General features: G+C 69.2%; 22 protein-coding genes and 1 pseudogene. 12 read left to right on the plus strand and 11 right to left on the minus strand.

From position 1 onward, the window contains the following. Positions 1 to 36: 36 nt before the first annotated feature. From F8566_RS47410 to F8566_RS47420, 3 genes are all read right to left on the minus strand, one after another. Positions 37 to 888: a lytic polysaccharide monooxygenase auxiliary activity family 9 protein gene (locus F8566_RS47410; RefSeq protein ID WP_151570673.1), complete on the minus strand. Its 852-nt coding sequence runs from the start codon at positions 886 to 888 to the stop codon at positions 37 to 39. A 68-nt stretch (positions 889 to 956) separates the two neighbouring features. Further along, a complete protein-coding gene (locus F8566_RS47415) occupies positions 957 to 2546 on the minus strand; it encodes a chitinase (protein WP_225994188.1) in 1590 nt (529 codons plus the stop codon). Between the two features lie 266 nt (positions 2547 to 2812). After that, positions 2813 to 3679, minus strand: a complete 867-nt coding sequence (locus tag F8566_RS47420; protein ID WP_151570675.1) for an intradiol ring-cleavage dioxygenase — start codon at positions 3677 to 3679, stop codon at positions 2813 to 2815. 383 nt (positions 3680 to 4062) lie between these two features. Between F8566_RS47420 and qcrB the strand changes: the two genes are divergently transcribed. After that, positions 4063 to 5490: a cytochrome bc1 complex cytochrome b subunit gene (gene qcrB / locus F8566_RS47425; RefSeq protein WP_151570677.1), complete on the plus strand. Its 1428-nt coding sequence runs from the start codon at positions 4063 to 4065 to the stop codon at positions 5488 to 5490. 52 nt (positions 5491 to 5542) lie between these two features. On the opposite strand, the gene F8566_RS47430 is transcribed toward qcrB, so the two are convergent. After that, the gene (locus tag F8566_RS47430) at positions 5543 to 5989 is read right to left on the minus strand and encodes a PaaI family thioesterase (protein WP_192810261.1); all 447 of its coding nucleotides are present in this window, start codon (positions 5987 to 5989) and stop codon (positions 5543 to 5545) included. Positions 5990 to 6112: 123 nt separating this feature from the next. Between F8566_RS47430 and F8566_RS47435 the strand changes: the two genes are divergently transcribed. Further along, positions 6113 to 8599: an ATP-binding protein gene (locus F8566_RS47435; protein ID WP_192810262.1), complete on the plus strand. Its 2487-nt coding sequence runs from the start codon at positions 6113 to 6115 to the stop codon at positions 8597 to 8599. A 167-nt stretch (positions 8600 to 8766) separates the two neighbouring features. Continuing rightward, on the plus strand, positions 8767 to 9966 hold the full coding sequence (locus F8566_RS47440; RefSeq protein WP_225994189.1) for an RNA polymerase sigma factor: 1200 nt from the start codon (positions 8767 to 8769) through the stop codon (positions 9964 to 9966). 21 nt (positions 9967 to 9987) lie between these two features. On the opposite strand, the gene F8566_RS47445 is transcribed toward F8566_RS47440, so the two are convergent. Further along, entirely contained in the window at positions 9988 to 10347 is a 360-nt protein-coding gene (locus F8566_RS47445) for a YciI family protein (protein WP_151570685.1), read from the minus strand. Between the two features lie 148 nt (positions 10348 to 10495). Then, positions 10496 to 11187, minus strand: a pseudogene (locus tag F8566_RS47450) (metal-dependent transcriptional regulator). A 278-nt stretch (positions 11188 to 11465) separates the two neighbouring features. Between F8566_RS47450 and F8566_RS47460 the strand changes: the two are divergent. Further along, complete coding sequence (locus F8566_RS47460; RefSeq protein ID WP_151570687.1) at positions 11466 to 12260, plus strand: NAD(P)-binding domain-containing protein; 795 nt, start codon at positions 11466 to 11468, stop codon at positions 12258 to 12260. Between the two features lie 82 nt (positions 12261 to 12342). Here F8566_RS47460 and F8566_RS47465 read toward each other — a convergent pair whose 3' ends face one another. Both F8566_RS47465 and F8566_RS47470 read right to left on the minus strand, forming a co-directional pair. Further along, on the minus strand, positions 12343 to 13578 hold the full coding sequence (locus F8566_RS47465) for an RNA polymerase sigma factor (protein ID WP_151570689.1): 1236 nt from the start codon (positions 13576 to 13578) through the stop codon (positions 12343 to 12345). Then, entirely contained in the window at positions 13575 to 13946 is a 372-nt protein-coding gene (locus F8566_RS47470; RefSeq protein ID WP_151570691.1) for a YciI family protein, read from the minus strand. The genes F8566_RS47465 and F8566_RS47470 overlap by 4 nt, the downstream gene beginning before the upstream one ends. Before the next feature lie 183 nt (positions 13947 to 14129). Here F8566_RS47470 and F8566_RS47475 point away from each other — a divergent pair, with 183 nt between their 5' ends. The 4 genes from F8566_RS47475 (at position 14130) to F8566_RS47490 (ending at position 19148) form a co-directional block, all read left to right on the plus strand. After that, positions 14130 to 15623 carry an MFS transporter gene (locus F8566_RS47475; RefSeq protein ID WP_151570693.1) on the plus strand — a complete coding sequence of 498 codons (1494 nt, stop codon included), beginning with the start codon at positions 14130 to 14132 and terminating at the stop codon, positions 15621 to 15623. A gap of 390 nt (positions 15624 to 16013) precedes the next feature. Further along, entirely contained in the window at positions 16014 to 16748 is a 735-nt protein-coding gene (locus F8566_RS47480; RefSeq protein ID WP_151570695.1) for a class I SAM-dependent methyltransferase, read from the plus strand. 841 nt (positions 16749 to 17589) lie between these two features. Beyond that, positions 17590 to 18072 carry a GNAT family N-acetyltransferase gene (locus tag F8566_RS47485; RefSeq protein ID WP_151570697.1) on the plus strand — a complete coding sequence of 161 codons (483 nt, stop codon included), beginning with the start codon at positions 17590 to 17592 and terminating at the stop codon, positions 18070 to 18072. A 113-nt stretch (positions 18073 to 18185) separates the two neighbouring features. Beyond that, entirely contained in the window at positions 18186 to 19148 is a 963-nt protein-coding gene (locus F8566_RS47490) for a hypothetical protein (protein ID WP_151570699.1), read from the plus strand. A 65-nt stretch (positions 19149 to 19213) separates the two neighbouring features. Here F8566_RS47490 and F8566_RS47495 read toward each other — a convergent pair whose 3' ends face one another. Next, complete coding sequence (locus tag F8566_RS47495; RefSeq protein WP_151570701.1) at positions 19214 to 19942, minus strand: DUF4386 domain-containing protein; 729 nt, start codon at positions 19940 to 19942, stop codon at positions 19214 to 19216. A 174-nt stretch (positions 19943 to 20116) separates the two neighbouring features. Here F8566_RS47495 and F8566_RS47500 point away from each other — a divergent pair, with 174 nt between their 5' ends. The 4 genes from F8566_RS47500 to F8566_RS47515 are packed head-to-tail and all read left to right on the plus strand — an operon-like array spanning position 20117 to position 25129. Further along, on the plus strand, positions 20117 to 20806 hold the full coding sequence (locus tag F8566_RS47500) for a TetR/AcrR family transcriptional regulator (protein WP_151570704.1): 690 nt from the start codon (positions 20117 to 20119) through the stop codon (positions 20804 to 20806). A gap of 2 nt (positions 20807 to 20808) precedes the next feature. Further along, a complete protein-coding gene (locus tag F8566_RS47505; RefSeq protein ID WP_151570706.1) occupies positions 20809 to 20991 on the plus strand; it encodes a hypothetical protein in 183 nt (60 codons plus the stop codon). An 8-nt stretch (positions 20992 to 20999) separates the two neighbouring features. After that, positions 21000 to 21392 carry a hypothetical protein gene (locus F8566_RS47510; protein ID WP_151570708.1) on the plus strand — a complete coding sequence of 131 codons (393 nt, stop codon included), beginning with the start codon at positions 21000 to 21002 and terminating at the stop codon, positions 21390 to 21392. Further along, positions 21392 to 25129, plus strand: a complete 3738-nt coding sequence (locus F8566_RS47515; protein WP_151570710.1) for a caspase, EACC1-associated type — start codon at positions 21392 to 21394, stop codon at positions 25127 to 25129. The genes F8566_RS47510 and F8566_RS47515 overlap by 1 nt, the downstream gene beginning before the upstream one ends. A gap of 117 nt (positions 25130 to 25246) precedes the next feature. Here F8566_RS47515 and F8566_RS47520 read toward each other — a convergent pair whose 3' ends face one another. Next, positions 25247 to 26521, minus strand: coding sequence for an ABC transporter substrate-binding protein (locus tag F8566_RS47520; protein WP_151570712.1), 1275 nt, complete (start codon positions 26519 to 26521; stop codon positions 25247 to 25249). Continuing rightward, a complete protein-coding gene (locus tag F8566_RS47525; RefSeq protein WP_151570714.1) occupies positions 26502 to 26876 on the minus strand; it encodes a DUF742 domain-containing protein in 375 nt (124 codons plus the stop codon). The genes F8566_RS47520 and F8566_RS47525 overlap by 20 nt, the downstream gene beginning before the upstream one ends. Between the last annotated feature and the right edge of the window lie 4 nt (positions 26877 to 26880).

Below are 26880 nucleotides of genomic sequence, written 5' to 3' on the forward strand. Positions count from 1 at the left end.
GGGGGCGGTCGGCGGGCCCGGCACCGGAGCGGGTTTTCAGGCTGCCTGCCAGAGGGCGGGGGTGTTCGGCGGCTCCCAGCCGGAGATCGCCGTGTGCGGTTGCAGGCAGCGGTAGGTGGTGCCCTGGTAGGTGACCTGGTCGCCGGCCCTGTAGGCGGTGCTGGCGGTCCAGGTGCCGGTGCCGCTCGGCGGCGGTGTGGCGGGTGGCGGGGTGTTCGGCGGTGGCGTGCTGGGCGGTGGGGCGGGCTCGTTGCCGCCGCCGAAGTCGACGTCGGAGCAGGTGTAGAACGCCTCGTTGCTGCCCACCACGCGCTGCCAGATCGAGTAGATCAGGTGGCGGCCGGTCCGGCTCGGGATGTTGATCGTCCAGTTGGTGAACGTGGTGGGGTTCTGGTTGTTGAACGTCTGGATGTGCACCAGGTCCGACCAGCGGAGCGGCTGCGACGGGCTCCAGCCGGCGCGGGTGATGTAGAACTCGAAGTTGCTGTTCGCGTGCGGGGCGCTCGCGTGGTAGGTCAGCCTGAGCGGCCCCGCGGAGATGCGCTTGGCGGGCCAGTCGGTGCGGACGAGGTCGAGGCCACGGTATTTCTCCCGGCCCGCGCTGCACAGCTTGCCGTCGGGGATGAGCTGCCGATGGCGGCCGCCCGCTTCGAGGAGGGAGACCTCGTTCCAGTCGTAGAACGCCTGGGTGCCGCCGGCGGCGACGGCCGCCTTGCACGCGTTGGACTTGGGGTTCTCGGGGCCTTCCTGCTTGCAGACGTACACCCGGCTCGGCGGGTCGGACATGGTGCCGTGGGCGCTGGCCGGGGCTGCGGGGAGCACGACGGCGACGATGGCGGAGACGGGCAGGGTGGCGGTCACCAGAGCGACCTTGGATCTGGTTCGCATGAGGCCTCCTGTCTGGAGCGGGGAGCGATTTCAGGGGAGGGCATTGCGGATTTCAGGGTGTTCCTCGCCTAGGGAAGGGTGTCGAGGAACGGGCCGACGGTGCGGGCGAAGCCGCCGCCGTTGGCGACATCCCAGTTGACGGACCACGTCATCGCGCCGCGGATGTCCGGATACGTCCGTGGCGGCTTGAACGATCCGCAGTTGGTCCCGCGGGCGAGGCAGTTGAGGGCGTTCGTGACGACCGACGGCGCGACGACACCGCCTCCCGCGGCGCCAGCGCCGGCCGGGAGCCCCAGGGAGACCTGGTCGGGCCGCAGCCCGTTCTCCAACTGGATGCACGCCAGCGCCGTGAGGAAGTTGATCGTGCCCTGGCCGTACACCTGCTGGTCGCAGCCGAGCATCGAGCCCGAGTTGTAGTACTGCATGTGGACGACGGTGAGGATGTCCTTGATGTTCAGCGCGAGCTGGAAGTACGAGCCGCTCGTGGACTGCATGTCGATCGTCTGCGGCGCCATCGTGATGATCAGGCCCGCGCCCGCCCTGGCGCGCAGTTCGCGCAGGGCCTGGGCCATGTAGGTCGGGTTGAGGCCGTTCTCCAGGTCGATGTCGACACCGTCGAAGCCGTAGCCCTGCATCAGCCCGTACACGCTGTTCGCGAACGCCGTCGCGGCCGCCGGGCTGCTCACTTGGATCGCCCCGCGCTCGCCGCCGACCGAGAGGATGACCTTCTTGCCGCGGCTGTGGAGCGTCTGGACGTCGGCTTTGAACTGCGCGTCCGTGTAACCGCCGAGCGCGCTCGACAGACCGGGATCGACGCCGAAGACGACCTGGCCCGGCGTCGTGGTCGCCTCGCCGAACGCGATCGCGACAAGGTCGTACTCGGCGTTGGCGTCCGCGAGCCGCAGCTCGGTCGCCGCGTTGACGAAGTTGTGCCAGTAGCCGGTCAGGAAGTGCTTGGGCAGCGGACCGGTCGCGCAGCCGCTGGTGGTGCCGGTGGCCGGCGCGCTCGCGGCCGACTCGCCGGCGGTGTTGTAGGCCTTGACCGTGTAGGTGTGCGTCGAGCAGGACGCCAGTCCGGACACGGTCGCGGTCGTGCCCGTGACGGTCGAACGCAGGCTCGTGCCCTCATAGACGCGATAGCCGGTGACGGTGCCGCTCGCCGCCGACCATGAGAGCGTCAGCGAGGAGTTGGTCCGCGCCGTCACGGCGGGCGTCCCCGGCGCGCCGGGCGCACCTGGCGTGCCGGGGTCCTCACCGGTGCAGGACGCGCCACTGAGAGTGCAGTTCTGCGGCGTTCCGGAGCCGCCGGCGACGAAGCCGAACGAGACGGACGCGCCAGGCGCGATCGTGCCGTTGTACTCGCGGTTGCGGAACGCGGCGTGCTGCCCGGAGGTGGTGAGCAGCGCGTCCCAGTAGGTGCCGAGGCTGGTCCCGGCTGGGAGGTCGAACTCCACCCGCCAGGAGGAGCTCGCGCTTCCGGAGCCGTTGGTGATCGTGTACTTGCCCTCGTACCCGGAGCCCCATTCGGAGGTCTTCGTGAAGGTCGCGGTCGGCGCCGCGGCCGCGGCGCCCCCTGCGGTCACGGCTCCGTAGGAGCCGGGGACCGCCAGGGAGAACAGGAGGAGGGGGACGGCGAGGAGGGTGAGGAGGCGGTGCAAGATCGCTCCAAGGGCCAGGTGGACGGAACGCGGAACTCCCCCGAACCCCGAGACGACTGATCCAATAGGAAGGTTTCCTATGAATTTGATTGAAGGTAACCGCCCCGTCACACCGGGGCAAGGCCTCTCGAAAAGTCCGGAAAACGGCCCGCGCCAACCACCCCAGGTGGCGGACCAAACCACTTCGGGCGACCGGATAATCAGCACAAATTGCCAGCAGGACTCAGCCCTGCTGGCAATTGATGCCACTCCTTACAGGGGAATCGCTAGAGACGCACGGCCAGCTTGGCGTTGAGGCCACCGCTGACATTGCCGGTCATGGTCGCCATCTGGGAGTCATGGCCGTCACCGAAGACCATGTCGTCCTCCAGCGACGTGCGGGCCATCGTGCTCACGCTCTCCGAATATCCGGAGGTCGCGTACACCGCCTTGCAGGTGTCCTCGGGAAAGGCGAGCTGCGATGTCTTGACGCTCTTCGACCCGCGTGTGGCCTCGGCAAGGCTGCTGAAGACCTCGAAATGGATATGCGGCCAGCGGCCCGAGTATGCGGCGGGGAAGATGCTGACGAAGCGCACCACGCCGCTCGCGTCGGCCGCCTGAACGCCGCGCAGGTAGTTCTCCTTGGTAACGGCCTCGGAGTACATCGAGTAGTTGCCGTCGCGGTCGCAGTGCCACACATAAACCGCCGCCCCCTTGGAGGCGGTGCCATTGTCGGTGACGGTGAGCTCGATCGTCAGTGGCACGCCCTGAGCGACCGTCCGGCTCGCGCTGGATCCGAAACTCGACCGGATGTCGCGGCGCACGATGCCGCTCTCCGTGAGGGCGTTCGGCCCGTTCGTGCCGTCCCCGGGGAACGGCCCTGCGGTCTCGTCGGGAATCTCCCCGCCCCCGGTGGCGGCGGTGGTCGTGGTGCCGGCCGTGGCACTCGTTCTCGATCCGCTGCCACCACCGCTCCCGCCATCATCAGCGCAGCCCACGGCGCCGATCAGCACCGCGCCGCCGAGCATGCCGAGCGCCGCCCGCCGGTCCAGCTGCCGCAGCCGGTCTGGCTGCCGGAACCGGTCGAGTTGCCGCAGCCGCGCCAGGTCGAACGCGAGCCCGCGGTCGTGAAGATCATCATGCCGTTCGTTCATGTCGGCCCCCTCGTTCAGTGCGCCATCGGACGCCAGCGTGCCCCAGCGACATGAAAGGCCGATGAAAGAAGTCTTGTGCCAACTTTACTGAGATTCTCAGCGCCCAATGAATGGCCTGGACCGTGGAAACCGATCCGATGATGGGGTCTTGCAGCGCAGCGCGCGGGGGTGCTCCAGGGCTCACCGGCAAGGCTGTGACCTGTGAGTTCTATGATGTGTTCGTTCCAGCGGTGCAGGAGATCGACTTCTGGACCGGGTCAGCCGGAGGCCGCCCGGCCCGGATGCGTCGCGGATCACACCCCTGAGGGCCCCTTCGCGCGTCACATCCGATCACCCTCGCGACGTCTTGTGGGTGACGGACCTTCGACGAAGGAATGTGACCGATGCACAAGCAGAAGACCCCGGCCCAGCGGGCACTGAACGGTCTGAAGGAGCGCATGCGCACACCGGCGGCGCCCGCGTCGTCACGGCGTGCGCGGGCGAGGGACCACTGGTCGTTCCTCTTCGGGGAGATCGCGGTGTACGCGTTCGTGGTGCTCCTGGTGACCGGCGCGTTCCTGACCGTGTTCTTCGAGCCGAGCACGAAGGCGGTCACCTACGACGGCTCGTATGCGCCGTTGCGCGGCGTCCAGGTGAGCGAGGCGTACGAGTCGACGCTCGACCTCAGCTTCGAGGTACGCGGCGGGCTGCTCATGAGGCAGATCCACCACTGGGCGGCACTCGTCTTCATCGCCGCGATCACCCTCCAGCTGCTGCGGATGTTCTTCACGGGCGCTTACCGGCGCCCCCGAGGGCTGAACTGGCTGATCTGGGTGGGTCTGCTCGTGCTCGGCATGGCCGCGGGCGTGACCGGGACGATCCTGCCGGACGACATGTTGTCGGGTGGCAGCCTCGGGCTCATCCAAGGCGTGACGCAGTCGATCCCGGTCTTCGGTACCGACCTGATGGGCCTGCTCTTCGGCGGGGAGTTCCCGGGCGACGACATCATCCCGCGGTTCTACTGGCTGCACGTGCTGGCCATCCCGGCATTGGCGATCGGGCTGTTCGCGCTGCGCCGCCGCCTGGTCCGGCGGCACGGCCACACGCGCTTCCGGATGCCGGCGCGCCGCCTCACCACGTTCCAGACCGCTCACATGGCCGCCCCGAGGGCCACGTCAGTGGCGATGTTCCTCGCGACCTGCGGGGTCCTGACGCTCCTCGGCACGGTCGCGCAGATCAACCCGATCTGGCAATTCGGGCCGTACAAGCCGGGCGACATCACCGCCGGGGCGGTGCCCGGCTGGTACATGGGCTTCCTGGACGGCGCGATCCGGATCATGCCCGGCTGGGAGTTCGGCGTGGCAGGGCATCCGCTCACGCTCGCCGTCCTGGTGCCCGCGCTCATCGTCCCCGGCGCGTTCTTCACCGTCCTCGCGGCCTACCCGGCGCTGGAACGCAGGCTCAGCGGCGACCGCGACATCCACCACTTCCTGGACCGACCGCGTGACGCGGCGACCCGGACGGCCGTGGGCGCGGCGGGCATCACGTTCTACGGCCTGCTGTGGGCCGCCGCAGCCAACGACCAGATCGCGTACAACTTCCATCTGTCGCTATTCGCGGTGACGTGGTTCTTCCGGGTCGCGGTCTTCGTTGGCCCCGTCCTCGCGTTCGCGCTCACCCAGCAGATCTGCCTCTTTCTCACGTCCAGGGAACGGCGGGAGGCCGAGCACGGCCGCGAGACTGGCCGGATCGTGATGAACGTGGACGGCGGATTCAGCGAGATCCACGAACCCGTCCGCGAACTGACCGCCCTCGGCGCCGGGAGCGACTAGGACTCGGGGGCACCCGCCCAGCGGGTGCCCCGCCCCGCGGGTGCCCTTCCGATCAGTCCTTCGGGAGGATGACGCGGTAGACATGCCAGCCCTCGGCCACGACCTCGCCGTCCTCGCCGCGCACCTCCGCCTGGCAGAAGACCGTCGACTTGCCGCGCCTGGTGATCCAGCCCTCGGCGATCAGGTCGGTCTCGCGGGCCGCGCTCAGGTACCGCAGCTGCATGTCGATCGTCAGCATGATCGGTATCTGCTCGTACACCCCGCCGATCGCCGGGACCACCACGGTGTCGATGAGCGTGGCGATCGCACCCCCGTGCACCACCCCGGCGGGCTGGTTGAGGCGTGGCCGGTACGGCAGCCGCATCCGGGCGTAGTCCACGCGGACCTCTTCGACCTTCAGCCCTATCAGGGACCCGAAGTACGACTCGTCGTTGTTGAAGAAGTCGGCGAAGAGCTTGTCGCGCCCGTCGGTGAAGGGCTCGTGGAGATCCGCACGCAAGACGCGTTCCTTTCGGGGGGATACCTCGGAGCAGCCGAGTTGCATGGAGCAACTGATCCGCCATCCGGACTCTACCAGCAGGTAACCCCTGCCCCGCCACCCGTCATGAACCAGACTGGCCCCATGGTCGCAACCCCCCTGACGGGCAGGTCGCGCGAGCTCCGGGCCGTCGACCGGCTCCTCGCCGGCGCTTCGGGCGGCACGGGTGGAGCGCTGGTCCTGCGAGGCGAGCCCGGCATCGGCAAGACCGCGCTCCTCTCGTACGCCGAACGGGCCGCCACCGGCATGCGCGTACTCCAGGTCATCGGCGTCGAGACCGAGGTCGAGCTCCCGTTCGCCGCCCTCCACCAGCTCCTGCTGCCCGTGCTCGACCGGCTGGGCGCACTCCCGGCTCTCCAGGCGGCCGCGCTTCGCGGCGCGTTCGGCATGGAGGAGGCGACGACCCGCGACCGTTTCCTGATCGGGCTGGCCACGTCCAGCCTGCTCACCACGCTCGCGGCCGAGACACCGGTCCTGTGCCTGATCGACAACCTCGAATGGCTGGACCAGCCCTCCGTGGACGCGCTCCTCTTCGCCGCGAGGAGGTCACGTGACGCCCCGGTCGCGATCCTCATTTCGACGCGCGAGGTCCCGCGGCCCTTCGCCGACGCGGGAATCCCCGAGCTCACCCTGTCCCGCCTGAGGCCCGCGGACGCGGCGGCGCTGCTCAAAGAACACGCTCCGTCCCTCCCCTCAGAGATCCGCGACCGCATCCTGAAGGACGCCCTGGGGAACCCCCTCGCCCTGGCGGAGCTGGCCAAGACCACCCGAACCCTGCCGCCCCATCCAGCCGAGACCTTGCCCCTGACCGACCGGCTGATCGAGACCTTCCACCACCACGCCAGGGCGCTGCCCGAGGCCACGCAGGCTCTCCTCCTGGTCCTGGCCGCCGACGACACCGGCGACATCGAACTGGCCGTACGAGCCGTCCGCCAGCTGGGAGTCCACGCCGAACTCCAGGATCTGAAGCACGCCGAAGCCGCCGGCCTCCTCACCCTCGACAACAACAAGGCGGAGTTCTGCCACCCGCTGATCAGATCGGCCGTCTACCAGAGCGCGGCCCACGGCCGCCGCCTGGAGACCCACCACGCCATAGCCGAGGCCCTGGCAGGCGACACGACCGAACGCCGCACCTGGCACCTGGCCGCCTCCGCGACGGGTCCCCGCGAGGACATCGCCCTGGCCATGGAACGCGTAGCCGAGAAAGCCCGAAGCCGCGCGGGCTACGCCGCTGCCGTCTCCGCCTACATCCGCGCCGCCGAGCTGAGCTCCAGCGGTCCACCACGCGCCCGCCGATTCTCTCTGGCCGCCGAGGCGGCCATCGAAGCGGGCCAGCTCCGCAACGCCGGCGGCCTGGCCGACAAGGCCTCCGCCCTCACCACGGACGAGAAGGCCCTGGCCCGCCTGGCACGCATACGTTCAGCCGTCGAGTTCGAGCTGGGCTCCCCCGCCACAGCCGGCCGCATCCTCACCGAGGGCGCGAAGCTGATCGAGACGTCCGACCCGGGCACCGCCGCCCTCATGCTCGCCGCCGCGATCCGCAACGCCTCGTTCGCCTCCGACCCCGCCCTCGCCCGCGACGCCGCCGCCGACCTGAACCGGCTGCCCCTCCCCCGCAACCCGATGTTCGGCGCGCTCACCTCCCTGGCCGACATCCTCGGCGGCGACCACACGGCCGCGGCCGGCCTCAACGACAAGCTCCAGGCGCTCCCCACCGGCCGCCCCCAGGAACGCCTCCTGGCCGCGTCCCTCGCCCTGATCGCGGCCGACGACGCACGCGCCCACGATCTCGCCGCCTCCGTCGTCACCCAGGCCCGCGAACGGGGCATGATCGGCCTCCTCCCCGGAGCTCTGGCGATCCAGGCGCAGGCCGGCCTCCTCCGCGACCGCCACCCGCAGGCCCTGGCCGCCGCCACCGAAGGCCACCGGATCAGCCGGGACCTCGACCAGCCCCACCGCACCGCGCACCTGGGCGCCCTGATCGCCTGGCTGTCCGCCGTCCAAGGCGACGAGGAGCGCTGCACCGCCCTGGCCGCCCGCGCCATCGCCTACGGCGACCACCACGGAGTGGCCACGACCCCCGCCCTGGCCACCTGGGCCCTGGGCGTCCTAGATCTCACCCTCGGCCGCTACGACTCCGCCGTAGAGCACCTGGAAAACCTCCAATCAGGCACCCCCTCCCACCCCATCATCGCCATGTACGCCGCCGTAGACCTGATGGAAGCCTCCGCCAGAGCCGGAGCTCCAGCCACCAAAACACTCCCCGACCTACTCTCCTGGACGGACGTGATAGCCCGCCCCTGGTCATCCGCCATAGCCGCCCGCTGCCGAGCCCTGACAACCCCCGGCCTCGAAGCAGCCGCGCATTACGAAACAGCCCTCAAACACCACGCCTCGAACGACCAACCGTTCCAGCAAGCCCGCACCCAACTCCTCTACGCCGAGTGGCTGGCCCGCCACGACCGCGCGCCCGAAGCCACCCCCCACCTACAAGCCGCTCACGCCACGTTCACCCACCTAGGCGCCCACCCCTGGATCGCCCGCACAAAGGCGCAGTACCCCAAAGCCTGACTTCGGCGGCGGTCAGTTCCGGACGTACTGTCCGTCGACGGCCGCAGCGTCGGCTGCTGGCTTGGCCACCGGAGAAGTCGATGAGGGCTGGCCTCCCGTCTTGGCGCTCGCGCGGCGGGAAGGGCGCATCGGTCCCGCAGGTATAGCACCCTGGTGTGGTGGTTGACGTGGCAGAACTGTTGGACCGGATTTGGCGGACGGACGCGGCCAGCATGCTCGGTGCGCTCAGCCGGCGGCTCGGCGACTTCGACCGGGCCGAAGAGGCGCTGTCGGACGCGCTGGCCGAGGCGCTCAAGCGCTGGCCCGACGAGGGTGTGCCGGAGAGCCCCACCGGTTGGCTGGTCACCACGGGCTGGCGCAAGGCGCTGGACCGGCTGCGCCGCGACGCCGTCGGTCGCGAGAAGGTGGCACAGGTGGCCGCGGAACCGCCGCCGGAACCGGGCGTGGACGATCGGCTGGCCATGCTTTTCGCGTGCTGCCACCCAGACCTCGCCGAGCCGGCCCGGGTCGCGCTGACACTGTACGCCGCCAGCGGCCTGAGCACGGCTGAGATCGCCGCCGCGTTCCTGGTGCCGCTGCCGACGATGGCGCAGCGGCTTTCCCGGGCCAAGCGCCAGCTGCGGGAGCGCGGCATCCGGTTCGAGGTGCCACAGCCGCATGAGTACGCCGACCGGCTACCGGCCGTGCTGGCGGTGATCTACCTGGTGTTCAACGAGGGGTATCTGTCCAGTGGCCGGTCCGCCCAGCGTCGCGAGCTGGCCCGCGAGGGGGTCGAGCTGGCCTGCCAGCTCGCCGCGCTGCTGCCCCGTGAGCCGGAGGCCGCCGGCCTGGCCACGTTGCTGGAGCTGCATCACGCCCGCGCCGCCGCGCGGTTCGACTCGTGGGGCCGCATCGTGCTGCTCGACCAGCAGGACCGGCGGTTGTGGGACAAGGCAGCGATCGAACGTGCGGCGCTGCGGCTGCGGGCGGCGGTGCGCCAGGGCCGGACCGGGCCGTACCAGCTGCAGGCCGGCATCGCCGCGCTCCATGCCCTGGCCCCCTCCTACGAGGCCACCAACTGGGCCGACGTGCGGGCGATGTATGACCGGCTGTACGCGTTGGACCCGTCGCCGGTGGTGCTGCTGAACCGGGCAGTGGCCACGCGGTTCGCGGTGGGCCCGGCCCCGGCGCTGGACGAGGTCGACGCGCTCGGGGACCGGCTTGCCGGTTACCACCTATGGCACGCCGCCCGGGCCGACCTGCTGGCCACGCTCGACCGGCCGGCCGAGGCGCTGACGGCGGCGGAGCAGGCTCTGGAACTGGCGACGAACCCGGCCGAACGGGAGCTGATGTCGCGTCGGGTGGGTGAGCTAAGGCGCCGGCTGTGAGACCGGCGCCCAGCGTCACCGCTATTCGCGGCTCATCACCGGACGGACCTCCAGCCCGCTCATCCCGGCGGTGAGTGGCCAGGTGGCCGCGATCCGCGCGGCCTCCTCGATGTCGTCGCACTCCAGCATGACGACCGCGCCGATGACCTCCTTGAGTTCCAGGTACGGCCCGTCGGTGATCATCGGCTGGCCGTTCGCGTCGGCGCGCACGCTCCTGGCCGTGTCCCGGGGCTGCAGCTCAGCGCCGCCGTCAGCGATCTTGCCGGTCGGCTGCCACCGCTCGTACCACGCGTAGACCAGCTTCATCGCGTCCTGCTCGTCGGCCGGGGACAGCGCGGCCCACTCGCGGTCGTCGCCGAAGATCAGCATCGCGTACTTCATCGTTGCTCCTTGTGGTGGGAAGTGCTGCGTCGTCCATGTGACGAACAGCCGGCACCGGTCCTCGACAACTTCCGCCGAATTCTTTTGCCGAAGAGTTTCAGCCTCGTGCCTGCACGAATCATGGCAACGGGCCGGCGTCTGGCTGGGTTCAGCGCTTGACGACGAAGATGTGCGCGGCGGTCTGGGTGGGGAGTTCGGCGGCCTCTCCGCCGCTGCCGACCATCACGCCGTCGGGCGACGACGTCACACTCACGACCGCGCCGGGTTGCACTCCGGCGTGCCGCAGGGTGCACATCAGCTGGGAGTCGGTCTGGATCGACTCCCCGAAGCACCGTACGACCGCGCTCGCGCCGTTCGGCCCGGGCTTCAGTTCGCTGAGGCTGACCATGCTCTCGTGGAGGAAGCGATCCGCGGTGTGCTTGTCGCCGAGTTCCTCCAGGCCCGGGATCGGGTTGCCGTAGGGCGAGTTTGTCGGGTGCCGCAGCAGTTCCAGGACGTGGCGTTCGACGGCCTCGCTCATCACGTGCTGCCAGCGGGAGGCTTCGGCGTGGACCTGTTCCCACTCCAGCCCGATCACGTCGACGAGCAGGCATTCGGCGAGCCGGTGTTTGCGCATCACGCGTGTGCGATCCACCGGCCCTCCCGCGTCAGCTCCAGGTGCCGGTCACCGGCGACGTGCAGCAGACCATCGCGTTCCATGCGGGCGACTGTCTGACTGACGGTGGGGCCGCTGTGGTTCAAGCGCTCGGCGATGCGGGCGCGCATGGGGACCACGCCTTCCTCCTCGAGCTCCAGGATGGTGCGGAGATACATCTGCGTGGTGTCGATGAGTGCGGACATGCTGCACGTCAGGCGGGGGTTTGGGCGGTGGCGGTCAGGACCGCGCGGCCGAGGATGTGGCCGGCCATGGTGAAGCCGAGGTCGTTGGCGGTCATCGCGTTGTTCCTTTCATGCCGTGCTGTGGGTGATGCTTGCCGCCTTCGACGACGCGGACTTGGCCGGCGCCGCCGACCTCATCGGCCGCAACTGGGAAGGCTCCCGCGCAATGGTCCTGAACTGGCTGAACACCCAATGACCACCGCACAGCCACCGCTGTCGAGCCACGACCACCACCCACCATGGAGGAAGACACAGTGAAGCGCATCGGCATCATCGGAGTAGGCGAGATCGGCCGGGCCATCGTGGTGGGCCTGTGCGACGCGGGCGAGAGGTCCCCCGAGGTGTTCCTGTCCCCTCGGGGAGCCCGCACGGCCGCGGAGCTGTCCTCACGCTACGAGGATGTCCAGGTGTGCGCCGACAACCAGGAGGTGGTGGACCGCTCCGAGGTGGTGATCATCGCCGTACGCCGCCAAGACCGGCAGGAAGCACTCGCCGGCCTGAGGGTGGCCGACGACAAGATCGTGGTCAGCGTGATGGCCGGCGTCGGCATCGACGCCCTGCGCCAGACACTGGCCACCAACGCCCCGCTGGTACGGGCCATCCCCCTGCCCGCCGTACGCGAACGCGCCTCCGTCACCGTGACATACCCGCCGCACCCGGTGGTGGACTCCCTCTTCACGTACCTGGGCGGGGCGCTCCCGGTCGAGGACGAGGCTGCGTTCAACGTCTTCTCCGCACTGACCGGGACGCTGACCACCCACTATTCCTATCTCGCCACGCTCACCTCGTGGGCCACCGGCCACGGCATCGCCTCCGACGACGCAGACCACTACGTCCGCAGCCTCTTCCAAGGCGTCGGCCGCGCCCTGAGCGACCAGACCCGAACCCTGCACCAACTCGCCGCCGACCACGAAACCCCGAACGGAAGCAACGAACGCATCCGCACCACATGGTTCACCACTGCCAGCTCTCAAGCCCTCAACAAGGCCCTCGATGACCTCCTCGCCGATCTCATGGGCCCCGGCAGCGATTAGGAAATTTCCGCCGGATACGGCCCGCGAGCCGCGGAGACACTGTGGCCGCAGTCGGCGCGTGGATGTACTGGATAACCGTCCCTTATCTAGTCGCGTGGACCCGAGTGGAGGGCCTTCTCAGCCGGCTGGCCCGGGACTCCAGGTAGCGTTGCTCGGCGATGCTGGCGGTGGCCTTGACGGCGCGCCGGTAGTGCTCGTACGCCCCGGCCGTGTCGCCGGCCTTCTCCAGCAGATGCGCCCGTACGGACAGCAGCCGGTGATGGCCGGCCATCCGCTCGTCACCGTCCAACGTGGACAGCAGGGCCAGCCCGGCCGGCGGGCCCTCGGTCTCGGCGAGCGCGATCGCCCGGTTGAGGGTGACCATCGGGTTGGGCGCGATCCGTTCCAGGATCAGATAGAGGGCGTGCACCTGCGCCCAGTCGGTGTCCTCGGCCGTGGCCGCGTCGGCGTGCGTGGCGGCGATGGCGGCCTGGAGCAGGTACGGCCCCAGCGCCGGGCCGGCCAGCGCCGCCTTGACCAGTTCGATGCCCTCGTCGATCATTGCGCGGTCCCACGTGGTCCGGTCTTGCTCGCCCAGCGGCACCAGGTCGCCGGCCGCCGTCGTGCGCGCCTCCCGGCGGGCGTGGGTCAGCAGCATCAGCGCGAGCAGCCCGGTCACCTCGCCGTTCTCGGCCAGTTGCGCGTGCACCATCCGGGTCAGCCGGATCGCCTCGTGCGCCAGGTCGGCGCGGTGCAGCTCGCTGCCGGAGGAGGCGGTGTAACCCTCGTTGAAGATCAGGTAGAGCACGTGCAGGACGACCCGTAGCCGCTCCTCGCGCTCCGCGCCGGCCGGCAGGCCGAACGAGCTGCCGGCGGCCCTGATGCGCTGCTTGGCCCGGCTGATCCTGGCCGCCATCGTGGCCTCCGGCACCAGGAACGCGCGGGCGATCTCGGCAGTGGTCAGACCGCCGACCGCCCGCAGCGTCAGCGCGGTCTGGGAGGCTGCGGTCAGCGTCGGATGGCAGCACAGGAACAGCAGGACCAGCGTGTCGTCGGTATCCGGCACCTCGGGCGCCACCTCGGTGGCCGTCGCCGACTCCCGCTCGCGGCGCGCGTGGTCGCTGCGCATCTGGTCGATGAGCCGCCGGGACGCGACGGCCACCAGCCAGCCGCGCGGGCTGTCCGGCACACCCTCGGCCGGCCACTGCACGGCGGCGGCGAGGACTGCCTCCTGTACGGCGTCCTCACACTCCTCGAACTGGCCGTACCGGCGTACCAGCGCGCCGAGGACCCGCGGCGTGAGCTCACGCAGCAGGTCCTCGATGGGTGGAGCCGTCATGCCTCCAATTGTCCGTCAGCGAACATCACCTGCCGCACCTCGACCCCCAGACCCTCGATCGCGGCGTCCGGGATCTGCGCCGCCAGCTCGACCGCCCGCTCCTTGTTCTCGCAGTCGATCAGGTAGAAGCCGCCCAGGTACTCCTTGGCCTCCAGGAAGGGGCCGTCGGTCACCACGGGCTGGCCGTTGCGTACCGACACCACGGCCGCCTGCGACGGGTCGACCAGCCCCTGAGTGGTGATCAGCTCGCCGGACCCCTTCAACGCCTCGATGAACGCGCCGTGGCCCTCGCCGATCGCCGCCTTCTCCTCGTCGGTCAGCGCGTCCAGCACAGCCGGGTTGATGTGCATGCTGATCAGGAACTTCATCTCGCGCCCCTCGTCGTTCGCGGGCCCCAGGCCGGGCCCTTCGACAGGTTGGTCGGACCCGCCCCCGCCGTCTTGACATCCCCGCCAGAACTTTCGCAGAGATTTTTCCCCGTACCGATGTCAAGAAGCCCTCGGCTGCTCCGACCAACCGGCGAAACGTCGAGAGAACAGAGAGCTTCGGATATGCGAATCAATCGGGCGTGGCTGGGAGCGGCCCTCCTCATGCTGCCGACATTGCTCGTCGCGATGGACACGACGGCGCTGCTCCTGGCGCTCCCGCGGCTGAGCGCCGACCTGGGCGCCACCGGCGTCCAGCAGTTGTGGATCAGCGACGGCTACGGATTCCTGGTGGCCGGCATGGTCATCACGATGGGCACGCTCGCCGACCGGATCGGCCGCCGGCGGCTGCTGATCGTCGGCGCGGCGGCGTTCGCGGTGCTGTCGGTCGTGGCCGCCTTCGCGACCAACCCGCTGATGCTGATCGTCGCGCGTGCGCTGCTGGGCGTCGCCGGCGCGACCCTGGCGCCGTCCACCCTCGCCTTGCTCACCAACATGTTCCGTGACGAACGACAGCGCGGGAAGGCCATCGCGATCTGGGCGACCTGCCAGTTCACCGGCGGCGCGCTCGGCCCCGTACTCGCCGGACTCCTGCTCCAGCACTTCTGGTGGGGATCGGTGTTCCTGGCCGCCGTACCGGCGATGGCGTTGCTGGTGCTCGCCGGGCCCGTCCTGCTGCCGGAGTTCCGCAGCGACCAGGCCGGCCGGCTGGACCCGGCCAGCGTCGGGCTGTCGCTCGCGGCGGTGCTCCTGATGGTGTACGGCATCAAGCAGCTGACCGTCGAGAGCGCGCGGACGGTGCCGGCGGTGGCCCTCATCGCCGGCGCGGCCATCGGGGTCCTGTTCGTGCGCCGGCAACTGCGGCTGGCGACGCCGCTGCTGGACCTGCGACTGTTCCGCAACCGCCCGTTCACGGCCATACTCGTCGCGCTGGTCTTCGCCGGCATCGCCATGGCCGGTACGGGCCTGCTGGTGACCCAGTACCTGCAGAGCGTGCTGGGCTTCTCGCCGGTCGCCTCGGCGATGCTGTTCGCACCCATGGGTCTGGGTGTGGCGGTCGGCACCATGGCCGCGCCGGCGCTGGCCCGGCGGATGAAGCAGACGACCGCGATCGCCGGCGGCCTGGCGGGGTCGGCGCTGGGCAGCCTGCTGCTGGTCGGCGTCGGCGGTACGGGCACCCTGCCGCTGGTGATGATCGGCATCGCCGTGCTGGCGCTGGGCACCGGCCCGCTGTTCGCGCTGGGCACCGGCCTGGTCGTCGGGTCGGTACCACCCGAACGCGCCGGCTCGGCGGCGTCGATGTCGGAGACCGGCAACTACTTCGGCGGTTCGCTCGGCTTCGCGCTGCTCGGTGTGGTGGCCGCGGTGGTCTACCGCAGCGAGTCGGACGGCACGTCCGACTCGCTGGCCGGCGCGGTCGCCGCCAGCCGGCACCTACCCGCCGGTCAAGGCGCGGAACTGCTGCACACCGCGCGGGAGGCGTTCACCGCCAGCCTGCACGTCACCGGCGTCGTCGCCGCAGCCATCTTCGCCGGTCTGGCCGTACTGATCCTCACCATGCGCCCGGCAACCCGGACCACCCCGGCAACACTCCCCGACTACGAGGCGACTCGCTCATAGCACGGTCAAAACCCCAGCTTGATCAGCCACCGATCCGAACAAGATCCTCGACCTCAGCGCGGCATCCTCACGTCGGCATACCAGTGCTGGCCTGGCGCACCTGGCGCCGCGGGTGAGTTAGATGCCGGAGGCCATGTAGGCGGCGAGGATGTAGTCGGGTTGGAGAGGTAGGCCGCCCAGATCCCACTGCTCCGTCTTCTCATGGGCGCAAATCTGACGGCGAGGCGCTGCGCCGTTTCAGGTAGATCACCAGCTGCCGTGCCACGCGCAGCGCGACGTCCTGCCCGTGGTCGTCGGCGACCAGCGCGAGCGCCGGCGGCGAGCTGGTCGGCGGTGGACGAGTGCGTCGTAGCCACCCTCCGAGCGGCCGGTTCGTGGCAGAGTAGCGGGATGCCTGGCGCGCGGTACGGGATGGATGCGCCCTACGGCTTCGGCTTCGTGGGCTTGGTCGTGCTGGGGTTCTGGGTGACCGGGCTGGTGATGGCGGTCACCGCCGATCTGGCCGCCGCGCTGCCCGCGCTGGTCTCCGGCACCCTGCTGGCGGGATGCCTGGCCCTGAGCCTGCACGCCACGCTGCGCGGCAAGTTCCTGGTCTGGCGGGACGTGCTGGACGAGCTGGACCTGCGTGGCGACGAACGGCTGCTCGACCTCGGCTGCGGACGCGGCGCCGTCCTGTTGGCCGCCGCCCGGCACCTCCCGCAGGGCCGGGCGGTCGGCGTGGACCTGTGGCGCGGACGGGACCAGTCCGGCAACACCCCGGCGGCGACCCTGCGCAACGCCCGCGCCGAAGGCGTCGCCGACCGCGTCCACGTGCAAGCGGGTGACCTGCGCAGACTCCCGTACGCGGAGGCAAGCTTCGACCTGGTCGTGTCCAGCCTGACGGTGCACACCATCTTCGGCGCGGACGCCCGCGCCCAAGCGATCGCCGAGGCGTACCGGGTGCTGCGGCCGGGCGGCCGCCTGCTGATCGCCGACCTGGCGCGGACCCCCCGCGAGTACGCTGCCGTGCTGGCCCGGCTGAACGCCCAGGACATCCGCGTGCGCGGCCTCGGCTGGCGCGCGTGGTGGGGCAGTCCGTGGGTCCCGACCCGCCTGCTCACCGCCCGCAAACCAGCCACCCCCTGAATCGCCAGGACCACCATCACCGTCATCGCGGTGCCGGCCGCGCTGGCGGCCACCGCCCCCGTTGGTCGCCGACACCATCAGGGGCACCCATTTCACCCCTGGGATTTACGATCCTGGTCTGCGGACATGTCGTCATCAGTTCCCTGGTCAGGACCGGGCTCCGGGCGATTCCGGTCTCCGGATCCTCGACCAGGTGACCGCGCAGCCTCGCAACGACCTGTTCGGCCGAGGCCGCGGCATCGAGATGCGCCTTCAGGGGCGGCGGCGCAGGCCTCCCACAGACGCACCCGGCCGTAACCACGACGGCCACCAGCGGCACGGCCAGAAACCGGCGCGTGATCCATACCTGGCTTTACGCACGCGGCGCCCCCCTGTTAAGGAAATCTCTAACGGCAGCACCGAAATCACGCTCTTCCGCGCCGACCGGCTCGGCCAAGTGGGTCGATCGAGAACTGGTGGACCTTCGCGGCAGGCATCTCGGGTTCCTGTCCCAGCCCGCCGGTTTCGCGCGGCGGTCGACCGAGGCGCTGGCTTCGCCCTCGATTCAGAGGAGGACGAACGCGAGCACGTGGTCGAACTGAGGCGCGGTCGAAGCAAGACCGCTCCCGGCGAGGACGGTACCGCCGGCCGCGTAGGGGCCGGTGAGCGTGTTCTTGCCGGGAGCGGACGCAAGTCCCGACCTCAGAGATGACCAGGTCGAACGCGGCGACGGCCTCGTGAACCGCCCACCGGGAACAACAGGTCCTTTCGGTCGGCGAAGAGGAGCAGGTCGGGTAAACGTACGCCAGGTGATGAGCGGAGGCTTCGTCTCAGGCGGCGACGGATGGGGCATCATGCGGACATGCAACCGATCGTTCGGGCGTTCGAGGAACGCGATCAGGATGCGGTGACAGCTCTTTCGCTTCGAGCGTGGGCGCCGGTGTTCGCCTCGCTTCAGGAAGTGCTGGGCGAGTCCGGTGTCTACTCCCAGATGCATTCTGACTGGCGGGTGGATCAAAAAGAGGCGGTGCGGGCCGCGTGCGGCGCGGAGGGGATGCGCGTCTGGGTCGCCGAGACGGACACGGTCGTCGGTTTCGTCGCAGCCCGTCTTGATCACCGGGAGAGCATGGGCGAGATCTACATGATCGCGGTCGATCCCGACCATCAGCGCAAAGGCATCGGCTCCCTGCTGACGTCGTGCGCGCTTGAGTGGTTCAGGGACAGCGGCATGACGCTGGCGATGGTGGAGACGGGGGGTGACCCGGGGCACGCGCCGGCGCGCCGGACCTATGAGCAGGCCGGATTCGTCCATCTCCCGATCGCCAGGTATTTCAAGAAGCTCTAGCGGAATCCCACCGGACGTACCCTCATCGGCAACGTGTCCGGTTAAGGCCTGGGCGTGGCCGCCTCCATGAGCTGCGCGCCACGATGGTCCTCCGCGTTGCAAGGAGGGCCGGGATGGGCAAGGACGACAGAAGAATCGTCTTCTCCGCGGCCATCGTGCTGTTGGTGATGGCCGTCCTGCCTGCCGGACTACTGCTTGGTCCGCTCCACCTGGGAGAAGGGGAAGCTGCGCGACTCGCGGCTGTGCTCACGTTCATAGGCGTTCTGGTGACCTCGTCCGTATCGCTGATCGGGTTCATGGTGAACCGACAGACCGAGCGCCGGTTGCAGACAGAGCAAGTCGAACAGAGCCGCCAGCTCAGGCTGGACTCGGCGATGCGAGCAGGTCAGCTGATCGCTCCCGCTGACGGGGGCTCATCCGATCCGGCCGCGCTGGCCTCCGGGCTCCTGGCGCTCACCAAGCTCGACAACGCCGATCTCGCCGTGACCTTGCTTGTCGACCTGTGGTCCCCCGAGAACCCGCGCGTTTCCCATGAGACAGCCGTGCTCGTCATCGACGCGGCACTGCGTTCGCGATCGTCCAACGCGCTGCTCATCGCCGCTGAACTGCTGTGCCGCCACTCGACTCGCCTCAACGCCTGCCAGTCCCTGCACTGGCCGAGTGCGGTGGAGGGCTGCTGGGTGCCCGATCTCAGCCCACGAGCCAAGCTGCTGCTGGTCGAGGCCCTGCTGAACATGACTCTGGCCGGGTCGACCAACGAGAGCGCCCTACGCGCGATCGCCGTCCGCCTCTACGGCATCTGGCGCAACGATCCCGAAGATCGCGTACGTGGTTGCATCGGCAAGCTGATCGACTCACTGATCGGCAGGCTTAACGACCTCGGCTACAAGGACTTCATGCAGGGCACCCAACAGGTCATGCTGAGCGAATTGCAGGAGGCTGCCCGGAGCAGGAGCGACAACCCGGACGGCTACCTCGACCGGTTGTCGACCAGATTCGCCGACGAGCTACGCGACTGGGCACAGCAGTGCGAAGGACTACCCACAGAACCCGGATGCCTGGCCACAGCCGACTGACCAAAGACTGCGTGTCGCGATGGGCTATGCACTGAGCATGTACAGATGGTTGCGATCTCCACCGGTCAGGCACGGGCTGGCTCGATTGCGGTGCTCACCCGTGCCCCCTTCAGCAGTAGCCAGAAGCCGAGGCCTACCTCGAAGAAGAAGACCGGCACGAAACGGCCGATCGCGACCACTGCCGCGTCCTCTGCGCCGGGGAAGACGATGAGCGCCAGCGTGAACGTGGTCAGCACCACGTTCGCGAACACGCCCAGGACGGCCAGCGCTCGGGGAACATAGTTCGACTTGAGCAGCAGATAGCTGAAGACAGCGGATCCGAGGCCGATATAGATGAGCCCGAGATTGAACCCGGCGGTGTGCGTGCCGTTGTAGGCGCTCGCCAGCGCCTGCGACTGTTCGGTGCTGAGCGCTCGCAGTTCGCCGGGACCTTCCAGGATCATCAGCGCGGTGAGGAAGTTGAGCGCGTTGAAGCCCATCATGGTCGCCTGGGCCAGCCGCAGGAATGCCCCGAGTGTGGCGAGCCCCTGGCTGATCGGTCTCAGCAGCACGTAGAGCGCCACGGCCAGCACCATGTCGCCCGCGAAGATGAGGATGTCGAAGGCGATGCCGATCCGGAACAGCCGTTCGTTCGCCAGGATGGCGCTCGCCGTCTCGGCGGCGCTGCCGTCCACGATGACCCTGGAGGGGATGTAGATCTGGGAGAAGAACCCGGCGGCCATGAGCAGGAGGAACGTGAATCCTACGACTCTTGCCGCCTTGCGCTGTGATTCGTCGAGAGTGGCGATGCCCATCGCTTCCCTTCCGATGCTGAACCGCGAGAACGCGCGACGCGTCGCGGCGTGTGCGAACGCTTGCGACCCAAAATGAGGCGTACGCCGTACACCTCGGTATCGCCACAATTAGGTATACGCCGTACGCCTGTCAATGGGAATAGAATTGCCACCGACGAGAGGAGATGGCCGCCAATGGCCACACCGGCCGACGCCACCAGGCCTCACCGAGCGCCGCTGAACACGCAGGCGGTCCTGCGCGCCGCCGTCGCCTTGGCCGACGAGAGCGGCGTCGACGCGCTCAGCATGCGCAAGCTGGCTCAGGCGCTGGGGGTTGCGCCGATGGCGCTCTACAAGCACGTGGACGGCAAGGACGAGCTGCTGGACGGCATGATCGAGGTCGTCATCGGCGAGATCGACCCGCCCGAGCCCGGGGTCGAATGGAAGACCGCCATCCGCCGGCGGGTGCTGTCGGCCCGCCAGATGCTGCTGCGTCATCCATGGGCGTCCCAGGTCATCGAGGCGCGCACCAAAGTGCGCCCGACCCCGGCGGTCCTGGCGTACATGGACACGATGATCGAGATCTTCCGCTCCGGGGGCCTGTCGGTCGACCTCACCCACCACGCGCTGCACACCATGGGCAGCCGCCTGCTGGGGTTCTCCCAGGAGCTCTTCAATGAGAGCGGCGGCGACGACCAGGAACCCGACCCGGAGACGTCCCGGGCCATGGCCGAGCAGTATCCCAACATCACCGCGCTGGTCACGGCGATCACCCACGACGAGGGATCCGTCGTGGGCGCGGGTTGCGACGACCAGTTCGAGTTCGAGTTCGCCTTGGACCTGCTGCTGAACGGCCTCGAACGCCTCCACGACGCAGCGTCCTGACCATGAACGACCCCGACGCCCTGCACGTCATGCGCAGGCCCGACACCGACGCCGGAGTGATGGACGGCGAACTCTATATGGCCAGCAGCGGACACTTCCTTTTGCCAGAGTCAGGGCTTGTAAATCCATTGTTGCGAGAAACTCGTTCGGGCATCGCGGCCGCAGATGCCTTTCACCCGAGCTAGGAGGCGGAATGGATCGTGCGCTGCTGGAGTGGCGACTGGAGGCACTCACGGACGGCGACACGTTGCGCCAAGAACGGCTGACGCGGCATCTGCACGACACATTGGAGCAGGCAGCGGGCATCGCGGTCCGTTTCGCCGAAGCCGACGCGCAGCCCGACCCTGGGAGCAAAGGCGCTCTCAGCGGAGACGTGGCGTTGTGGGCGGCCGTCGCCGCCGGCGGTCAGCAGGCCGCGCGCATCATGGTGACCCTGATCCGCGAATGGAGCGCGCAGGAACGCAACCGCCGCGTCAAGATCACCTACCGTGGCGCCTCCATCACGATCTCCGGGAAGCCGGACGAGGCACAGGAACGGCTGATCAAGGAGTTCCTCGACCGCACCGACGGGGAGCGCGGAGACTAGTGTCTCGAACGATCCGCCGGAAAGCGCTGCTCATCGGCATCGAGAACTACGAGGACGCCCGTTTCGCCCCACTGCCCTCAGTCCGGGCCGACGTCTGGCACATGCAGCAGATCCTGGAACACCGCAACATCGGCGCTTTCATGTCGGTGCGGTCCGTCTGCGATCTCACCGCGGACGACATGCGTTACGAGATCAGCGAATTCCTGGACGACTGCGGCGAGGACGAACTGGCCTTGCTCTACGCGTCAGGTCACGGCACACGACTCGTTCAGGCCGGTGGTGAGTTCCACTTCGTCGCCAAGGACACCGACTCCGAACGCGTCGCGGATACCGGCGTCAGTGCCGGCTTCGTCAACGAGCTCCTCGAGCAGTGCGCCGCTCCGCAGAAGGTCGTTCTGATCGATACCTGCCGCAGCGGCGGGTTCGCCGTGGGCCTGCGCACAGCGGACCGGACACGTTCGGGCTCGGCGAAGTCAGGCGAGGAGTCCCCGCTGACCAGTCGCGGGGTGTACGTGCTGTCCTCTTCGCGAGCCGGGGAGAACTCCTACGCCGGTCTGGACACTCCGGAGGGCGCGGAGCCGTCGGCCTTCACCGCGGAGCTCGTCGAAGCCCTGCGCACGGGCAAGGTCGGCCGGGACGGCACGGGTGAGGTCTCCGTCGCCGACCTCTTCGACTACGTGAACCGGCGGATGCGCGCGAACGGAGCCAGGCAGATCCCCGTGAAGTCGGCCCTCGGCGTCGATGACCGCATCGTCATCGCGACCTGTCCCCAGGGCGCCGCGCCTCAGCTCGCACCGCTCAGCAGAAGACCGGCCGTCCAGCGACAAGGCCCCGGCCCCTCCGAACCGCTGAAGGCCCCGAGCGGCCGGGTGACGTGGCCCGATCTGCTCGGGTACTACCGCGGCTGTGTGATGTCGGACGTGGCCGAGCCGCCGTTGATGTCCGTGACCGACCATGATTCGTACGTGTGCCTGACCGGTGCCGAGCGGCTCCTCTCGGGAGATCTCGACGACGATCACTGTGTGCCGGCCCCTCCGCAGGCCACCGACCTGGTCCAAGCGGCGGTGGCGGAGGAGGCCGAGCTCTGGGCGGGCTACCCCGTGGTGGTGACGCATCCTCCTTCGGGCACGGGCCGTCCGGGTACTCCCAGGTTCGCCCCGCTGCTCGTCCGCGCGGTGGAGCCCGTTCACGTCGGCGATGAGATACGCCTGCGGCCATACGGACCCGTTCTGCCTCACCCGCAGCTCGCCAAGGAGCGGCTGGGCGATGAGGACGCCGCGGAGCTCGCCGCGACCTATCAACCCACCTGGCACGCCGGGCAACTCGATCGCATGGCCGTCGACGTGCGGCACCTGCTCATGGACGAGTACGAGCTGCCCTTCGTCCAAGAGCCCCGGCCAGACCAGCTCGCCGAACGCATCGACGTCGACACGCCAGGAGACGGGGCCCGCAACGCCGCCGTGCTCATCTCCGTCCCGCGCAAGATCAGCGCCACCGCCAAGCTCCTCAAAGACCTTGAGGACATCGACCGCAAGCAGGACAGGATCAAGATCACCGCGCTGGCGGCGTTGTCCCCCGATCCAGGAGAACGTCCGGAGCCTCCGCCCGAACGGCAACCACACGACGTACGGCTGGTGACTCCGCTGCCCTGCAACGAGGCCCAGGCGGCGGTCATGGTCTCTGCCATGACCAGGCGGCTCACCGTGGCCACGGGCCCACCGGGAACGGGAAAGAGCCAGCTGGTCGCCAACCTGGTTGCGACCGCCCAGGCCTCCGGCGAAACGGTGCTGGTGGCCTCGACCAACAACCAGGCCGTGGACGAGGTCTGCGGGCGAGCGCACGGACTGGTGGAAGGCAGCCTCGTTCGCACAGGCTCGGCCCAGAATCGCGAGAGTGAGGCGGCCACCCTCGATCTGCTCGCCAAGTTGGGGCCGCCTCAGCACAACGTGGAGACGGCCCGCGCCCAGCTCACGATGGCTGCGGACGTCCTCAAAGGGACCCGCCTGAACCTCGGCGCCATCGCGAGCACCGAGGCGCGGCTACGCCATGCCGGGGCGGCACGCGAAGAGCATGCCGGGGCTCTCGGTCTCCCGGTCTCGGACCTCCACGAACGGCTGGGCTCGCAAGGCCCGTTGGACGTGCTGGCGCGCAAGGCCGAACGTGCCGCATCAGCCCGGTTCCTCGGTGAATGGCGTCGCAGGCGATTCCTCGGTCGCCTCGGCATTGCGGTACCCGGGTCCGGCACGGCTGAAGGGTGCCTCACCGTTGCCCGGTTCCTGCATGCCGAGACCGTCTGGCAGTCGGATCAGGCCCTCGCCGCGGGACACCCGGATGACGGTTCCCTGCTCGCTGAGCTGGACGCGGCCGAGCAGGGCGTCCGAACGGCGTCCACAGCGCTGCTGGACAGCTCCGTGCGCACGTCCGTACGCCGAGGACGCACGCTGATCAACGAGCTGCTCCGGGCCCGTCGGTCGGGCTCGTCCGACTGGCGCGCGGTCAAGCAGGTCCTCACGGCCGTCCGTGGCTGGGCCGTCACGAGCCTGTCCGCACGTCGTTTCCCACCCGAGCCGGCATTGTTCGACCTCGTCATCATCGACGAGGCCAGCCAGTGCGCCATTCCGCACGTCATCCCGCTGCTGTTCCGCGCCCGCCGCGCGCTCATCATCGGCGACGTGATGCAGCTGCCTCACATCGCCACGGTCAGCGCCGAACGCGAAGCGATGATCCGGCGGCAGGCCGGACTGCGCTCGGACTGGCTGGAGAAGACCCGTCTCGGATTCCGCCGGTACTCGGCGTTCCACGCCGCCGAACGCTCCGCGGCGGGCAGCTTCCTGCTGGACGAGCACTTCCGCTGTCATCCAGACATCGCCATGTTCACGAACCAGCAGTTCTACCAGGGGCGGCTGAACGTCCTCACCGATATCCGCAACCGCCCTTCCCTCCCCGGCAAGCAGGCGATCATCTGGTCTGACGTGCCGGGCAGGGCGACCCGGCCCGCGTCCGGCTCGTCGTGGGTCAACAACGACGAACTCCGCAAGGTGCTGGATTCGGTCCGTTACCTGCTCGCCGGCCTGCCACCGGACGCCACCATCGGCGTGGTCACCCCGTTCAAGGCGCAGGCTGACGCCGTCCGCGACCGCGTGGGTCACGACAACGAACGCGTGCGCGTGGGAACGGTGCACACCTTCCAAGGCGGCGAGCGCGACGTCATGATCTTTTCGCTCGTCGCCGGCGACGGAATGCGGGCCGGATCGATCCGCTGGGTCGAGCAGCAGCTCAACCTGTGGAACGTCGCCATCACCCGCGCCCGCTCCCACCTCATCATGGTCGGCGACGCCACCCTGTGGCACGGCCGAGGAGGCATCGCCGCAGATCTGCTGCAGGCGGCGAATGCGGCCGACAAGCTTGGGGGCATGCCTGAGACGACCGACGGACGACAAGAGCTCTCCGATCGGCTCTTCAAGGCCCTCTCCAGCAGGAATCCAGATTCGACCGTGGAGCTCGGCGGCACCGTCAACGGCCATCGGCTCGACGCCCTGGTGCGAAGACCACAGCACAACACAGCGATCCTGCTGGATCCCGGCCCCCCCCAGGACGGCGCTGCCGACCGGCATCTGCGGCTGATGTTGCGGCGCCGAGACCTGCTGAACGGCACCGATGCGGCTCAGACAGCCGAACGCCTTCCCGCATGGCGGCTGTACGAGGGGCTCAGCCGAGGTCGTCCAGCCCACCTTTGACTGGCAGGCGCCACGGACATCGGGGTCGTCGTTCCCTCCCGCCCCGGCCGAGGAGTTCGGCACGGCACTCGGCAGGCCCTGGGCCGCTCATGGGCTCCGGTCGCGGGAGGGGCCGGGTCACTTGGACAGTTGGCAGGTGCCGGTGAAGCGGTGGGAGCGGGCGGTGGGGCCGGAGAAGAAGTCGCTGATGACCTTGATGCCGGTGAACTCGGCGTCGTCGGGGCGGTTGATGACGGACTGGCGGAAGGCGGAGGTGTTGGCGTCGCCGGAGAAGTTTCCGGCGGCGCTCGGGAGCATGCCCTCGTAGTCGACGATCGTGGTCTGCTTGACCGCTTCGAGCAGGCCGTCGCGGGTCAGGTCCTTGTTCTCCGCGGCTTTCTGCAGGACCGCCTTGAGGGGGTAGGACGAGACCCAGCCCGAGGTGAAGTTGTCGTTGGGGTCCACCGAGCCGAGGGCGGCGCGCATGGCGGTGTGGCCCGGGGAGTCGGTGGCGAACGGCTTCCACGGCGCGGTCTGGAGGTAGCGCGACTTCATGGCCGGCGCGGCGGCGTTCTTGAGGAGGGACTTGTCCCAGGTCGGGTTCGTGCCGAAGAACCGGCCGTCGAAGCCGCGTGAGACCGAGTCGCCGACGATGGCCGCGGCGTCGGCGGGGCCGGTGGTGACGATGACCAGATCGGGTTTCTGCGTCATGATCGCATCGACGGCGTCGCCCGGCTGGTTCTGGACGACCTCGATGTCGCTGAAGGTCAGGCCGTGGGCGCGCGCGCCGATCTGGGCTCCTGCCGCCGCGTCGGCGCCGTAGTCCCCCGGGTAGTGCACGGACAGTACTTTCTTGATGCTGGTCCGCTGGGCGATGTAGTCGATGGCGTTCATCGACTCGAAGCAGTAGCTGGCGCCTGATTCGAGGATGACGTCCTCGGCCTCCCACTTGGAGCTCCAGGAGGCGGGCACCGCGATCATCTTGTTCGAACGGAGGTCCGGGAGGATCGCGTCGGTCATGGGCGAGCCCAGCGTCTGGGCCAGGGCGAGCACCTTGCCCTTGATCTCGTTGTGGGCGCGGCGGTGCACCTCGATGTCGTACCTGTTGTCCCGGACGTAGGTGACGACGTCGATGTCGTAGCCCTTGATCCCGCCCTGCTGGTTGACGCGGTGCCAGAACTTCTGCTCGGCGGTGGTCATGGGCGCGCCGAGTGCCTTGAACGGGCCGCTGGTGAGGTCGGAGATGATGCCGAGGTAGATGCAGCCGTTCTTCTTGTTGACCGCGTTCGGGCAGGGCTCCTTGGTGACTCCCGGGCCGACGTGCGCGTCCGACGACCCGGCGCAGCCGGTGAGCGCCGCCGTGACGAGCGCGGCGCCGGCCAGGGCCTTGATCCTAGAGCGCACGGAGTCCATCGATCACTTCCTTGAGTAGACGTTGGTCGGGGAACGCGGCGGTGGACGGGCGGCGGATGGCGACCAGGCGGCGGTCGGACAGGTCGCTCAGCAGGACGCGCACGAGCCCGAGCGGCAGCGCGAGGGCGGCGGCCACGTCCGCGACCGACTGCGGGACGACGCAGAGCTCCAGGATCGCCTCGTCCTCGGGCGTCAGCGTCCGGGGATCCGGCATGGCCACCTCGGCGGTGACGACCACCGCGATGAGGTCCAGCCCCTTGTGCGCGTGCCGTGTCCGTCCCCTGGCCACGGCGAACGGCCGGACGACCGGTCCCGCCGCGTCATCGACCCACAGTTCGTCATCCGGGCCGGCCATGTGT

This window comes from Actinomadura rudentiformis (assembly GCF_008923185.1).
In the GTDB taxonomy this organism is placed as follows: Bacteria; Actinomycetota; Actinomycetes; order Streptosporangiales; family Streptosporangiaceae; genus Spirillospora; species Spirillospora rudentiformis.